A 14,593-nucleotide genomic window follows, 5' to 3' on the forward strand; every position below is an offset into this window, starting at 1 on the left:
TTTGATCCGGCTGTTTTTTTCTTTAACCCAAAACTTAATCTTATGAATTATACACAAACACCTCAGGCTGCAGCACCAGAATTAAGCGATATACAAGGCCTTATCATAAACGGTTATACGCATCCGTGTTCTGTACATATGCTTTTTAAATTCGATAACAACATTTCTAATTTAAAATATATTCAGGATTTTTTTAAGGATTTGCTTCCATACCTGCAAAGTGCAGAAGACTGGGGCGCTTTAAAACCTGAAATCATGTTGAATATTGGTCTTACGGCTAACGGAATTGAAATTGTAAAACCAAGTCTTAATGTTCAAAATTCCAGCTTTCCTTCTACGTTTAAAAAAGGCCCGTGGGATGTCAATAATGCACAGCAATCTTTAGGAGATTATGGCACAGGTGCACCTGATCAATGGTGGAATCAAAAATTCAGTAATGAAGATGTGCATTGTGTGGTGCATGCGTATGCAATGAACCCAACGGCACAGGAAAAAATTGTAGGCATTATAACTGATGCCGCCCTGAAAAGCAACGGAATGGTTACGGAGTTGAAACCATTAGAGTCTGAAAGCGGAAGATTAGAACAATATCTATTAGTGCCATCCGATTATATTCATTTTCGCTACAGGGATTCAATTGATGAACCTAATTTGAATGATAATCCTGCGGGAAAAGATCAGCAAGACCTCAACAACTTTTTAATAGGTTACAGTACGCTTCCCAATCCAATTCCGGGGCCACTTTCAGGGCCAGAAGCTGCTTTTGCTAAAAACGGCTGTTATAATGCGTTTCGAATTTTGTATCAGGATGTTGAAGCTTTTAATAACTTTCTTGATACACAGGCTGAATCGATTGCACCGCAAATTAAAAACACGAAGGATTATGCAGAAGAATGGCTTGCTGCGAAAATGTGCGGAAGATGGAGAAATGGTTCTCCATTAGTACTTTCGCCAGACAAACCGGAACATGATACTTCTAAAGCTACTGATTTTGGTTATTTAAAAGATGATATGCAAGGGCTTAAATGTCCGTTTTCTGCACATACAAGAGTATCAAATCCACGTGATGAAGGTGTTGAAGTAGCTGGTTCAGATACGGTTCCGCGTATTATAAGACGAGGAATGCCGTATGGTCCGCCTTTATCAATTGATCCTAAAGCAGACCGCGGATTGATTGGTTTATTTCTTTGTGGCGATTTAAGCAGTCAGTTTGAAACGCTTTACGGATGGATTAACCTGAATAATTTCAGCAATGTTTTTGATCCTGCCGAAAATACGCCGCAAGATCCTTTGGTTGCGAATCGTATTGTGCCGCTACCGGGCAATATCGATCCTAATTTTACGATTCCTATGGAAGATGGAAACAACATTGTTATCGATGGGCCTCTGCCTCAATTTGTAGTAACCCGTGGAACGGCTTATTTGCTTCTGCCTTCTATTTCGGCACTTACTGCAATAGCAAATGGCGAAGCGTAAATAATTAGTTAAAAATTGTTGTTAGAAAAAATAAAAAAACCATCTGCGCCGGCGGATGGTTTTTAGCTTTTATTGAGTTTATTTACATCATAAAATACAGTGCTCTCTGCAGTATTTCGAGTTGTTTTTCGATCATGTTGGATATTACAAATTTCTTATCCGGTAATTTTGGAATGTGGCTGGAGGATTTCTTAAAATTGAATTTTAAATCCTGCAAAACTTCTATTTTGGTTTTTGAGGCATCTATTAAAAATAAACCTTTGATTTCGCCTATTAATGACATGCTGTTGTAAAGGTGTTTACTAAACAGGCAAACCATAAAATTTGCTTTTATACTTTCTAATTTGAAAAATTCTACGAGTTCCGAATACTCATAGATTACAAATACAGAATAATCGTATTGGTTTGATTTATTCTCGTTTTTCAATAAAAAAGAGTCTTCAGAAAATTCAAAGTCATTTTTAAATTTTCTTTTAAACATTTTTAAAAAAATCCCTTTATTGTCCCTAACTAAAACTCTTTTTTTTCTGATCATCTCTTAAGAATTAGCATTTAACTTTTCTTATAAATAAATTATATTTTAATAATACAGTGATAGAAAATTTCTTTGAAATATAAAATCAGAGCCTTTTTATATCATGAAATTTAAAAGATAAAAGGATATTTAAAACAAGAAATTAAAGAGTGTCTAAAGGTAGTACAACAATGAGGAATTAAGATAAATGTAAAAGGAAATGAGCCCAATATATATCGAGCTCATTTTTATCTTATTTGGTTATAAATCGTGTAAACTTTTGAGTGCAGTTTATTTGTAGGTGGTTCTTGGTGAAAATATTAGTAAAGAATCAAAAAATCAACGAAGATGTTTACTTCATAAAAAATAAAAGGCTTGTTGTTTTCTTTTTAAGCTGTAAGTAAGTGTTTGAGTTAAATTGTAAATTAGAAAAAATCTTAAATACCTGCATTAAGGTTTGGTGTATCTGCGGTACTTAAGCTTTTTAGCTTTTTTATTTTATCATTCAATTTCAAAACCCGGTCGAGTTGTTTTTGCTGAATCGTGTATTTAGTATAATATCTATACCATTCTTTTCCAATAAAAAAGGTGGTCACAGAAACTCCTGTGAGTACACCAATAAAGTAATTAGTAATGTCCATAATTTCTAGTTTTTAAATTTAAAAAGCATTTTTATCTCCTTTCAGAGTTACAATAACGGTTAACAAGCAAATCTTAATATCTGTAATTAAACTCCAGCGCTGCAGGTATTGTATGTCTGTAGTAACGCGGCGTTTCATGTCGACTACCCTTTTGGTTTCCCCTCTAAGTCCGGAAACCTGAGCCAGTCCTGTAATTCCTGGTTTAACAAAATGGCGAACCATGAAATTATTGATATGACAATTGTAATCTGTTGTGTGTTTAATCATATGCGGGCGCGGCCCAACAATACTCATATTTCCCATCAAAACATTAAAAAACTGGGGCATTTCATCTAAACTTGTCCTTCGCAGGAATTTTCCAATTGGCGTAACTCTCGAATCTCCTTTTCTGGCCTGCTGACTTTCATCTCCGGAATTCATGTACATGCTTCGAAACTTATAACACCAAAAAGGTTCATTTTTTTTGCCTGTTCGCATTTGTTTAAATAAAACCGGGCCTTTGCTCTGTCTTTTAATCAAAATAGCCAGTAAAGGATAAAGCCAGGACATGATAAAAACAATCACCATAAGGCTGAAAATAATATCAAATATTCTTTTAATCAATCTGTTATAAGCATTTTGTAACGGCTCAAAACGAGGTTTAATAACATGGAAATTATTTAAATGACTGGAGTTAAAATGTTTTTTTGAGATGGATGAAAAGTCAGGGACAAATTTTAAACGCATGCAGTATTTGTCACCAAGTTCAAAAAAATAATTTAAATCTGAAATAAAATCTGGCTTCGATACAATATATAATTCATTAATATGATCTCTGGATGCATTATGAATGGCTTCAGAAAGTGCTTCGCTAAATTCTTCATTGCTTTTATAGTCTGCAGTCGAATTTTCATTAAGAATACCCAAAAACTGAATAAAAAACGAATTGGTTTCCAGATGAGAGGCTAACTCAATACTCGTTTTATTAAATCCCCATATGGCGACTGTATATTGTTTAAAAACCCATCCTTTAATTTCTCCTATTATCAGCGTAAATAAAATTCTGGACAGCAAGAAATAGAACAGTAAAAAGCTCAACTGAAACAAATTAGCCCGACTCCCAAAAAAGTAAAGAACGTTATCCTGAAAAATAAAAATATAACTGTGCCACAAGATTCTCTGTGTAAAAAAAGCACGCCAGCTGTTGCGAAAAAAGTACTCCAGACTAAAAAGAACATCTATTCGATACAATTGAAAATAGGTTACAGAGAATAACCAGCTTAAAATTGTAATAGGAATCATTTTATCCAAAAGCAAAGCATTCCAGCCTATCTTCTCTTCGCTTGCAAAATTCAGGAACACTATAGTACCAAGTATCATAGCGATCATGTCTGCAATTGCACAGCAGATTATGAAGGTAAATTTATGTCTGTTTCGCATTTTTTAAATTTTTTGAATAAATTGTAAAACAATCCTCCTGCTATACTTCCTATAATTCCATAAACAACATCCATGATATCGGGGTTTCTTTTTTGAACTATAAACTGTCCTCCTTCGGCTATACAAACAATTATGGCAGCGATGCCTATGTTTTGTATAAAGTTTAAATTTTTGCTTTGATTTGTTTCATTCGGGCTCTTTTGCTGTACATATGCTTCTAACAGAAAACCAACGGCTAAAAAAGGAACAGCAGTACGCAGATTGTAATAATGATTACTCCAATTTAAAAGCCATCTTGGTAAATAACTTTCGGTTCTTAAACTGGGATCGGGGAGCCAGGAAAAATAGAAAACAACACCAATAACGACAAGCAATATCAACAGAACTATTTTTTGAAACATTGTTCACTATTTATTTTTTTAGTAAATGTGCTTTTATTATTTGGGGTGAATTTGCGGCGGGAAAAAACATAACTTAGGCTTCTTTTATTCTAAGACCTCTTTTATACCAAGGTCTCTTTATTTTCAATTCCTGATACTGATAACCGTAGTTTCGGCCATAACCATATCCGTATGCTGTTTTCATATTTACGGCATTGATCAAAATACCAACATTCCTTAATTGCTCTTTTTTAATAAAATTACTTACCTGAACTAAATTGCTCTTATCTGTATAATCGTATTTTACAACAAATACGGTAACATCTGCCAAATGACTAAAATTGAGCGTGTCAGACACTATTTGTACCGGAGCCGTATCTAATATTATAAAGTCATATAGATCTTTTGCTTCTTCAATTAAGGCTTCAAAATTAGAGTTGGTGATTAGTTGAGAAGGATTTGGAGGAACTTCGCCAGCAAGCAAAATGTCAAGGTTTTTAGAATAATTAGTGTCTTTTTGCAAAAACTCTTTCCAGTCATCATTTTTATTCGCCAGGTAATTGGTAAGACCTGATACGTTTTTGTTGATATTGAAATATTCATGCAATTGAGGATTTCTTAAATCAACACCAATTAGTAATACTTTTTTATTAAGGTTACTAATGGTTACCGCATTATGAAAGGCACAAAAGGATTTTCCTTCTCCCTGAATACAAGATGTAAAAAGGATTATATTTCCTTTATCTTCCTTTTTTTTGTGCAGCAAATAGCGAATATTTGAAACTAAAGTGCGTGTTGCCTCTGCAATTAACGAATGAGAAGTCGCTGTATTTTCTAACTTTTCAGTCGTATTTATTTTAGGAATGTGTCCCAAAATAGGAATATTGGCAATTACTTTCTGAATATCTTCTTCGTTATGTACTTTGGTATCGAGATATAAACGAACGTATATTATCCCAAAAGGAAGCAGTAAACCAAACAGAAATGCGCCCAGCATAAAGGATTTAGGCTGAGGAAATATGGCTGAATAATTCGTTTCTGGCGCATTTAAGGTTTTTAAGTTGGATTCTAGAATTGCGCCGTTCAAAACTGCTTCTTCCTTTTTTTGTAATAATGCTACATAAGTTTCTTCTTTCATACTAAGATTGCTATTGATGTTCCCCAATATTTTATCTTGTGTAGGAATGTTTTTTATTTTTGAAGCGGCAATAGTTTCCTGAGTTTTATTGACGATATTGTTTTGATTTAGAAAGTTTAAATAGCCTTCTAAAGAATTCAATATTTCTTGTTTTGAAACCCTTAACTGCGTCATTAAAGTAATATACGCCGGATTGTTTTTTTGTGCTCTCTGCAAGATTAATTCACTATCCATGAGCTTTGTATTATAATTTAAAAGCATTTGATTGACGATCGATGATTCTAAATTATAATTAGTGCCTAAAGTTTGGCCGGCATCTCTTTTTCTGATATCGTTTATGGCATAATTGGCAAGTGAAATTTGTTTTTCGTTGAGTAAAGAACTTTCTGTTTTCTGGCTTCTGTCGGCTGTTTTTTCGGCAATATAATTGTCCATTACGGCTATTTCATTGTTTTGCAGATATCTTTCTTTTACGCTTTCGATAGAATCTTTTTCTCTGGTAAAACTTTTTATCCTTTGATTTAAATACGTAACCGTATTGGTAAACGTTTTTTGTTTGTTGATTACAATGCTTTTGTCCAGCAGAACGATAATTTCATTTAATATTTTTCTGGAACGTACAGGATCAGAACTAATATGGTTTAGTTCGATTGTTCCTTTTGATTTTTCATCGGATAAAACAATAAGCGATGATTTCAATTCTTTTAAAGCAGCATCTGTTGGTTCAAGATTTACTTTATATTCTTTATCAAAATAATACGATGCATTTTTCTTTGCTTTTGAGGCTAATCTAATTTTAAATGGCAGACCGTTTACCGCTTCTTTTCCATCATATCCATTTACACGGAATTTTTTTTCGGCAACAGGATCGGTTATAATAAATCCGCCTTTGTCTACTTTAATTTCATACGAAACCTGCGGTAAAGAATCTCTGGAAACCGTTAGTTTTAAAACAAAGGGAACTTCGTTTACAGCATTATTTTGTGTGGTATATACTTTTTCAAAATAACTCACATTTAGTTTCAAATTCTTTACTACACCCAGCAAAAACTCGTTAGATGTAATCAATCTGATTTCGTCGTCTAAATTATCTTCGTTATTTTTTTGATCTGTACTAATGGTTATTATTTTCGTTTTGTCTTCTTGTTTTTTATCCAAAAAAATCATAGCCGAAGTCTGGTACGTTGGCGGCACTATTTTAATAAAAATGAATGCTGCACCTACGCATAAAATTAAACTAAGCAGGAACCAAGGCCAAAACTTGAGATACTTTAAAAATTCTTTTTTAAAATCCATAATTATTCAATTAATTATACAACAGTATTCATAACACATAATTTCACGCTGTACTTTACTTTATCACTGTGCAATAAGTAAAACGACGGCTAAAAGAGAAGCTGTTATCCCCAAAACCTGTATAGGATCTTTGATTAAACCGCCGCTGTTTGCTTTTAGTTTATTGGGCTCTACCACAATAACATCGTTCTGCCTGATTCTGAAATTTGGATTGTTCATCCAGGAAGCTGTGGTTAGATCAATATGAAAAACCAAACGTTTTCCGTCAACTTCCCTAATCAATTTGATATCTGTTCGAACGGCAGAATAAGTTAAATCTTTTGCCAGTCCTATGGCGTCGAGAAGGCTGATAGATTCTTCGCTAAAAGGGATTACGCCGGGTGAATTTACTTCTCCCAAAATGGTAAATTTATTGTTGAGTACCCGAACCTGCACGGTAGGATTTACTAAATAACCTTCGCCTATTAAGCGTTCTTTTATTTTTTGTTCTGCATTAGTTGGCGTTAAGCCGCCTACTTTTACTTCATTTAAAATAGGCATCATGATATTTCCCTGCGGAGTTACTAAATATCCTGATAATTTCATCATTTCTACAGAAGTTTGTCCGTTGGTAGTTCCCACATTCATATTAAAAGGCGCCGCTACCACAGGATTAAGATCTCCTACATCTATTTTTAAAATATCGTTGGGCTGTATTTTGGTCGATGTATAAACTAAAGTCGAGTTTGCATAGCTGTCTAAATCTTGTAAATACAGCATTTCTTTTTTTGTAGTACAAGACTGAAGCATTAATAAAAGCAATAAAAATATCGGAAGTAAAATTTTCTTCATGTTCATCGTAGTGTATTTTAGTGTTTTTTAATTACTCTAAATTCTATTGAAATAAATCTGCTTAAGACCTATGTTCACTATGATGAAAAAAATACTGATGATCAATATTTATCCTTTATTAATGAACTATATACTGCCTAAGAGCGATACTTTTTTTAAGAAAGACAACAGATATTGCTGCCAGACCGTGAAACTTATAAATCTTATAATCTTCGTATAAAACTTCAAAAGCACGTTTTAAACTGGTACTCATGCCGCCCATTCTCATTTTTACGATATAGGCATCGATGTAACTCATATTAATTTTGTGCTTGTACAAATAGCGGAGCAAAAACTCGGTATCTGATGCTATTTTAAAATCAAGGTTATATAAACCATGTTTATCAATTACAGCTTTTTTTAAATAAACTGTTGGATGAAGGGGCAGCCATCCTTTTTTCACTCTTTTGAGACTGAAAACGCCTCCTATTCTATCGCGGATCAAACGTTCCTCTTTATCATTGGAGACATAAATTCCGTCGCCGTAAACTCCGTCGATAGTATTATCATTTTCAAAACGGGCCGCAATTCTTGAAATCGCTTTTCGATCATAAAACTCATCATCAGAATGCATTAAACCAATTACATCTCCTGTTGCCAGTTGAAAACCTTTGTTAATGGCATCGTACATACCTTTATCAGGTTCTGAAATATATTTGGAAATTCGATCTTTATAAGATTCTATAATCTCCTGTGTTCCATCTTTAGAATTACCATCGATAATGATGTATTCGATATCAGGATAATTTTGTGAAAGCACACTTTGAATCGCTTTTTCAATCGTAGCTTTACGATTGTAACATACTGTAATTATGGTAATTTTCATCAGTAATTATACTTTAAGATAAAAATGTTACATAATTTCCATATAAAACTAAAACAAAAGATTTCTACTAAAAAAAGTTCTCGATGAACCGCCTCAATTGTCGTTAAAACCCCTAAAAGTCAAAGTTTTAAGTTGAAAATCATTTATATTATTTCCTTAATAAGGAAATTGTGAAAAAGAAGGCTTTGCCTGATTTAGCAATAATTGGTCAAAATATTCGATTGTGGCAGTCAAACCTTCGCGTAATTCTATTTGAGGTTTCCAGCCATTTAATTTATTATGTGCCAAAGAAATATCCGGCTGTCTTTGTTTGGGATCATCCTGCGGTAAACCCAAATGAATAATTTTTGATGTTGAACCTGTCAGGTCAATAATGGCCTGCGCCAGTTCAAGCATCGTAAACTCATTTGGGTTTCCCAAATTTACGGGACCTAAAAAATCACGATCTGAAGCCATCATTCTAATCATGCCTTCGACTAAATCATCGACATATTGAAACGAACGCGTTTGCAAACCGTCTCCAAAAATGGTAATATCTTTTCCCTGCAATGCCTGAACAATAAAATTCGAAACCACCCTTCCGTCTGCCGGGTTCATGTTTGGGCCGTAAGTATTAAAAATTCTGATGATTTTAATGGCCACTTTATTTTGATTGTGATAATCCATAAACAAAGTCTCGGCGCAGCGTTTTCCTTCATCATAACAAGAGCGAATTCCTATTGGGTTTACATGTCCCCAATAATTTTCGGTTTGCGGATGTACCAAAGGATCTCCGTAAACTTCGCTTGTACTCGCCTGCAAGACTTTTGCCTTAACGCGTTTCGCTAATCCCAATACATTGATTGCGCCCATAACCGATGTTTTTATGGTTTTTATGGGGTTGTACTGGTAATGTACCGGAGATGCCGGACAAGCCAAATTGTAAATCTCATCGACCTCAGCATAATAAGGTTCTGTTATGTCGTGACGCACCATTTCAAAATACGGATTATCGATTAAATCAATAATATTCGATTTTGTTCCGGTAAAGTAATTGTCGAGACAAATTACTTCGTTTCCTTCATTCAATAATCTTTTGCATAAATGTGAACCTACAAATCCGGCTCCTCCCGTTATCAAAATTCTTTTCATGATAATTCTATTTATTTTTGATTAAATCAATTTTTGTTTGAATTTGAAAAAAGTAATGTGACTTAAAACGTGCCAGATAAAATCCTTCTTTTCCATCTAAAAAACCCAGCTTTAAAAAATAAGCGCCAAAAAAATAAACGACCGGAAGTAATCCTGTATTTAGAAGTCCGTATTTAATTTTTTGGTTTAAGGATAAAAGCGTGTTTTTAGATTTCCTGATTTGTAAATATCTCTGGGCTTCCCAACTAGAATAAGCATTGTGTTTGTCTATATAATGTTCCAGATTTTTAAAATCTTTATGAACGACTTTTGCTTTGATAACGCCTACTTTTCCTTCGATAATAGGATGTTCATGCACTTCCATATCTAAATGGCTCCATAAATCTTCTTCGATTTTTTCGTAAGCCCCTTTTGATTTCTTAAATAGTGCCGATTTTTGAAACCCATATCCGTACTTGAGTTTTCTTCCCATAAAATAGTTTTCAAAACGAATCGTGAAACCGTTATATGTTGGATCTTGGATTTTATGTTCTATTTCGTTGACAAATTCATCGGTAACAAATTCATCGGCGTCGAGAAACAAAATCCATTCGTTGAGAAGATTTGCGTTCTGCAGTGCCCAATTACGTTTTTTAGGGAATTTACCATTCCATTGAAATTGCAATACTTCGGCTCTCATAGCTTTTGCTATAATTATGGTATCATCAGTACTGCCTGAATCGACCACAATTAGTTGGGAAAATCGCTTTAATTTATCCAGACATGAGGGTAAATTCTGCGCTTCGTTTTTTACAGAAACGATTACGGAAATTGGAATTTTATTCAAAGCTTCTAAATTTTATTAATTTGGATGGATTTCCTCCTACTATGGAATTTTCCTCAACATCTTTAATAACTACAGAACGGGCGGCAACAACAGCATAATTTTCTACAGAAACTCCCGGCGCAATAAAAGCATCGGCAGCAATCCATACGCCGTTTCCTATTGTGATTGGTTTTAATAGTAGAGGAAAATCTTTTTTAGTATAATCATGGGTAGAGGCGCATAAATAGGCTTTTTGAGATATTATGGTATTATCACCAATGCTTATTTTTCCCTGATTATAACAATCGACTTTAGGGCCTAAACTGGAATTTTTACCTAATTCTAAATTCCACGGCGCCCATACTTTTACGGAAGCATACACATGTGACGACCAATCTATTTTTGCACCGAAACATTTTAGTACCAAAACTCTCCATGTTTTAAATAAACGGGAAGCAAATGGGCGAAATATTATTAGCCGGGCAAAATTCCAGATCAATCTTGAAATTTTGTTTTTTAAGCTGAAAGAATGACTATAAGTAGATAAATCCACAACTGTAATTAATTAAGTATTTTTTTATACAAGTCGTTCATTTGATTGGCAACAGCTTTAATTTCATATTTTTCTGCCACAAGTCTTCGTCCTTTTCTGCCCATACTTTCTAGTTCGTAAGCCGCTGTATTCAATACTTGCGTAATGATTTTTTCGAGATTTTGAACCGATAAATTTATCCACCAGCCGCATTCGTGTATTTCAAGATCTTCCCACGGTGTGCCTTGTGTTGTGATTACCGGAACTCCAAGAGCCAGTGCTTCTGCAATTACAATTCCGAAATTTTCACTGTGTGTTGGCAGTACCATAACATCTGCAGATCGTAAAAAATCCCATTTTTCATTACCATATTTTGCTCCAACAAAATTGACATTTTTGAGATCTCTGGCACTGTTACTTAAATGTGCTATATAATTTTTATCGCCATTTCCGGCAATTTCAAGGGACCAATCTTTAGTGTTACAATGACGCCAGGCTTCGAGCAGTAATTCAATTCCTTTTTTGGGATGAATTCTGGATATAAAAACCATTTTTTTTGTTCCGTAACATTCTTTAATTCCTTTAATATCGTTTAAATCAATACCATTTGGAATGATGGAAATAGGCGGTTTAAATCCTAAATATTGAATATTCAGCGCTTCCATTTCGGCAGTTGTATGCAAAAAAGCAACATCCTGAATGGCTTTTTTTTGATATAAAAACAATCCTAATCTTTTCTTCCACGGATTGTTAGCCATTATCCACGGTTCTAACATGCCGTGTGGGGACAGAATTACTTTTATGCCTATTTCCTGAGCTACTTTTTGAAAACCCCAATTTTGCGGACTCCAGATTCCGTTGATATGAACTATATCTGGTTTTTCGGCCATTAAAAAGATTCTAAAGTCTTCAAGCATATCAAACCATCTCAAAATACCGCCTTCAAAAAATTTGATTCGAATACCCGGAATATCTATAGGATGAGCCGTTTTTTTTGTTGCCACCACTATTTCCATATGTTTTGATAAAGCCGTGCTTAATAATCGCATATATTCTGTAGTTCCTCCGCCGCCTTTATCAATCCCCGCAATAAAATGGATTACTTTCATACAATTTGATTTATTTCTTTGTAAATAACTTCGACAGCATCAAGGAAATATTCAGTAGTAAATTTTTGCGACTGGGTAAATGATCTTTCAATTGTTTCCGTTTGCTGAGGCCGGCTTAATTTCAATACTTTTTCGATTGTTTTTGCGCCTTCCTCTTTCCATTGCTGCCACTGTGCAGGATCTGCTGGTTTTTTCTCAATGTAAAAAGCAGCCATTCCGCCTACTTCATTCATTGGAGCTTTATTGGTCGTGATTACTGGGCATCCAGAAGCCATTGCTTCAATAATAGGCCAGCCAAAACCTTCATCTAATGACGGAAACAATAAACAAATTGCTCCGGAATAGGCATTATTAACATGTTCATCTGATAAATTGGTGATGAAATGTATATCATTTTTGAAAGGTGATTTTTTATGCAGAATATTTAATTCTTCTGATGGTTCTTCGCCAATCAAAACCAACGGTATGTTTGTATGGTATAAGTTTCTCCAGGTTTCGTAAATCTCCAAAACACCTTGTCGGTTTTTATAATATTGATTCCCGCCAATGTGCATGATATAACCCTGAGATAAAAGTATATTGAATTTTGTTTCTAATAAATCTCTTGAAGATTCTCTTGGCAGAGAAAAAAAAGGACGGCTTAATCCATTATAACATACTTTTGAATTAGCGATTTCCCCTAAATGAAGCTGGTGTAAATCTTGTCGTGTTTTTTTTGAAATGGAAATGAAATTTTTTCCTTTTGAGAAACCTCTTCTAATATAAATTTGATACAGTTTTCCTGTAAATGATGTCGGATTTTCAGGCACCATTCCCAATGCCGATTTTAAGGCTAAAAAATCATGGCAGTGTACAACGTGTTTTCTGTTTTTTACCAACGGAACCCATGGTCCAAGCGCCTGATCTGCAAATACAAATAGAGTATCTTTTGATGAATTGCGTAATTTTAGTTTTACTTCTAATGGAAATACAAAATACTGATCCAGATAACCCAGCCATTTTTTAAAGGATTTCAGTATGGGCAATTTGTAAAATCTTGCTTTCGGACTCCAGACTGCTACTTCATGTCCTCTTTCTTTCATTCCGTTCAGCAGCATATTGGCATAGCGAGGCATGCTTTGATGAGCTGTAAAGGAAGGGTGCGTAAAAAGGACAATTTTCATCATTCTGTTTTCAAATTGATGTTCATACCGGCCAGTAATAAACCTGTGGCTATCACAGCGCAGCCCAGCATACTCGGCTGAGCCCATTGACCTTGCGTGATTAAAAACAAAGCCGTTCCACAAAATGTTAAGGGCAATAGTTTATAGTTTCCCGGTAATTTTATAGAACTGAAAAAAAGTCCAAAGGCTAAAACTAATCTCAAAATGACAAGTCCGCCGCCTAAAATAAGTCCCTGTTCGCCGCCCACGCGGTTTAATTCACCTTCTGAAACTAAAAATTTTCTCTGGCCTGTTAACAGCTGTGCGCCCGCATTGGTTCCCATTCCTAAATTCCCTTCAAATAAAGGGGCTTTTAATAATGTTGTGATGGGTTCTGTAAATCCGTTTATGGTTCGCATTACAATAGACCCTCCTTCTTGTCCTTTTGCCGTATCAACACGGCTCATAAAAACCTGAGTTCCTAAATTAAAAATGGAGGTTGTTTTTTGTAAAACCATAAATAAAACCACAATTACTAAAACGGTCGATATTAATCGTATTAATGATTTTACACTGGTTGTTGATCCTGCAAAAGCAAAAAAACCAACTAATAAAACGCCTAAAACTGCTGTTCTGCTCACCGTTAAAGGCAAAGCAATTATTAAGGCAACTGTACTGGAAATAAGTAAAAGTTTAGAACAGGTTTCTTTTGAAAGCCAGAAATAAAATACAAATACCGAAACCAAAATATAGTAAGCCGATAATCCTGTTGTAAACGAAAATGTTCCCGATGGCCTGAAATAGCCCATTGCGCCATCAAAACCTGCGCTTCCTTCTCCTCCCAAACCTGTATTGATATAAGCAGTCTGCGGACTTGTAAACTGAAGATAAATAATGATGGTCATTAAAATATTGGTAGCCAGCATGACACGTCCCATTTTAAGGACATCTTCTTTTTTAAATACGGCTCCAATTATAAAAATCAGCGGAAAATGAATCAGCATAATTCTTGCTCCATAAAGACCTACAAAAAGATTTCCGTGTCCGAAAGTAAGTGTAATCGCTAAACCCAATAAGGTAAAAATGGCGCTTAAAACTACATAGCCGTTTATAAATTTTACATCAAGATAAAAAGCTCTTATGATGATGAAAATGGCAATTGGGTCACGCACAATTAAAAGCGGCGTAGCCAGACTTGGCATAATCCATTTGCGGAGTGCGCCTTCAAAAACCCACAGTAAAAAATACAGCCAAATGGCAATTTTTAAGGTTTTATAAGATTGTTCTAAATCTTGTTCTTTTGGGGTGTCCATT

The 14,593-nt window shown here is 34.6% G+C and carries 14 protein-coding genes; 1 reads left to right on the forward strand and 13 read right to left on the reverse strand.

Translation table 11 applies throughout. From position 1 onward, the window contains the following. Positions 1-42 precede the first annotated feature (42 nt). Positions 43-1,476, forward strand: a complete 1,434-nt coding sequence (locus FLAPXU55_RS14860) for a Dyp-type peroxidase (RefSeq protein WP_180858707.1) — start codon at positions 43-45, stop codon at positions 1,474-1,476. Positions 1,477-1,558: 82 nt separating this feature from the next. Here FLAPXU55_RS14860 and FLAPXU55_RS14865 read toward each other — a convergent pair whose 3' ends face one another. From FLAPXU55_RS14865 to FLAPXU55_RS14925, 13 genes are all read right to left on the reverse strand, one after another. After that, on the reverse strand, positions 1,559-1,957 hold the full coding sequence (locus FLAPXU55_RS14865; RefSeq protein WP_123959181.1) for a hypothetical protein: 399 nt from the start codon (positions 1,955-1,957) through the stop codon (positions 1,559-1,561). A gap of 470 nt (positions 1,958-2,427) precedes the next feature. After that, complete coding sequence (locus tag FLAPXU55_RS14870) at positions 2,428-2,631, reverse strand: hypothetical protein (protein WP_053470206.1); 204 nt, start codon at positions 2,629-2,631, stop codon at positions 2,428-2,430. 18 nt (positions 2,632-2,649) lie between these two features. Further along, positions 2,650-4,050: an exopolysaccharide biosynthesis polyprenyl glycosylphosphotransferase gene (locus tag FLAPXU55_RS14875; protein WP_180858715.1), complete on the reverse strand. Its 1,401-nt coding sequence runs from the start codon at positions 4,048-4,050 to the stop codon at positions 2,650-2,652. Continuing rightward, on the reverse strand, positions 4,020-4,451 hold the full coding sequence (locus FLAPXU55_RS14880; RefSeq protein WP_180858717.1) for a VanZ family protein: 432 nt from the start codon (positions 4,449-4,451) through the stop codon (positions 4,020-4,022). The genes FLAPXU55_RS14875 and FLAPXU55_RS14880 overlap by 31 nt, the downstream gene beginning before the upstream one ends. 73 nt (positions 4,452-4,524) lie before the next feature. After that, positions 4,525-6,864 (reverse strand): polysaccharide biosynthesis tyrosine autokinase, encoded by a 2,340-nt coding sequence (locus tag FLAPXU55_RS14885; protein ID WP_180858719.1) that lies wholly within the window; start codon positions 6,862-6,864, stop codon positions 4,525-4,527. Between the two features lie 63 nt (positions 6,865-6,927). Beyond that, on the reverse strand, positions 6,928-7,701 hold the full coding sequence (locus FLAPXU55_RS14890; RefSeq protein WP_180858721.1) for a polysaccharide biosynthesis/export family protein: 774 nt from the start codon (positions 7,699-7,701) through the stop codon (positions 6,928-6,930). Positions 7,702-7,813: 112 nt separating this feature from the next. After that, entirely contained in the window at positions 7,814-8,560 is a 747-nt protein-coding gene (locus FLAPXU55_RS14895; protein WP_180858723.1) for a glycosyltransferase family 2 protein, read from the reverse strand. A 156-nt stretch (positions 8,561-8,716) separates the two neighbouring features. Continuing rightward, the gene (locus FLAPXU55_RS14900) at positions 8,717-9,691 is read right to left on the reverse strand and encodes a UDP-glucuronic acid decarboxylase family protein (protein WP_180858725.1); all 975 of its coding nucleotides are present in this window, start codon (positions 9,689-9,691) and stop codon (positions 8,717-8,719) included. 7 nt (positions 9,692-9,698) lie between these two features. Further along, positions 9,699-10,517 carry a glycosyltransferase family 2 protein gene (locus FLAPXU55_RS14905; protein ID WP_180858727.1) on the reverse strand — a complete coding sequence of 273 codons (819 nt, stop codon included), beginning with the start codon at positions 10,515-10,517 and terminating at the stop codon, positions 9,699-9,701. Next, complete coding sequence (locus FLAPXU55_RS14910) at positions 10,510-10,923, reverse strand: putative colanic acid biosynthesis acetyltransferase (RefSeq protein WP_235992060.1); 414 nt, start codon at positions 10,921-10,923, stop codon at positions 10,510-10,512. Before FLAPXU55_RS14910 ends, FLAPXU55_RS14905 begins: the two co-directional genes overlap by 8 nt. A 134-nt stretch (positions 10,924-11,057) precedes the next feature. Continuing rightward, a complete protein-coding gene (locus FLAPXU55_RS14915) occupies positions 11,058-12,137 on the reverse strand; it encodes a glycosyltransferase (protein WP_180858729.1) in 1,080 nt (359 codons plus the stop codon). Further along, a complete protein-coding gene (locus tag FLAPXU55_RS14920) occupies positions 12,134-13,303 on the reverse strand; it encodes a glycosyltransferase family 4 protein (RefSeq protein WP_180858730.1) in 1,170 nt (389 codons plus the stop codon). The genes FLAPXU55_RS14915 and FLAPXU55_RS14920 overlap by 4 nt, the downstream gene beginning before the upstream one ends. Then, positions 13,300-14,592, reverse strand: coding sequence for a hypothetical protein (locus tag FLAPXU55_RS14925; RefSeq protein ID WP_180858732.1), 1,293 nt, complete (start codon positions 14,590-14,592; stop codon positions 13,300-13,302). The genes FLAPXU55_RS14920 and FLAPXU55_RS14925 overlap by 4 nt, the downstream gene beginning before the upstream one ends. Position 14,593 lies beyond the last annotated feature (1 nt).

Origin of the sequence: Flavobacterium panici, assembly GCF_903819335.1 — a bacterium.
Lineage (GTDB): Bacteria > Bacteroidota > Bacteroidia > Flavobacteriales > Flavobacteriaceae > Flavobacterium > Flavobacterium panici.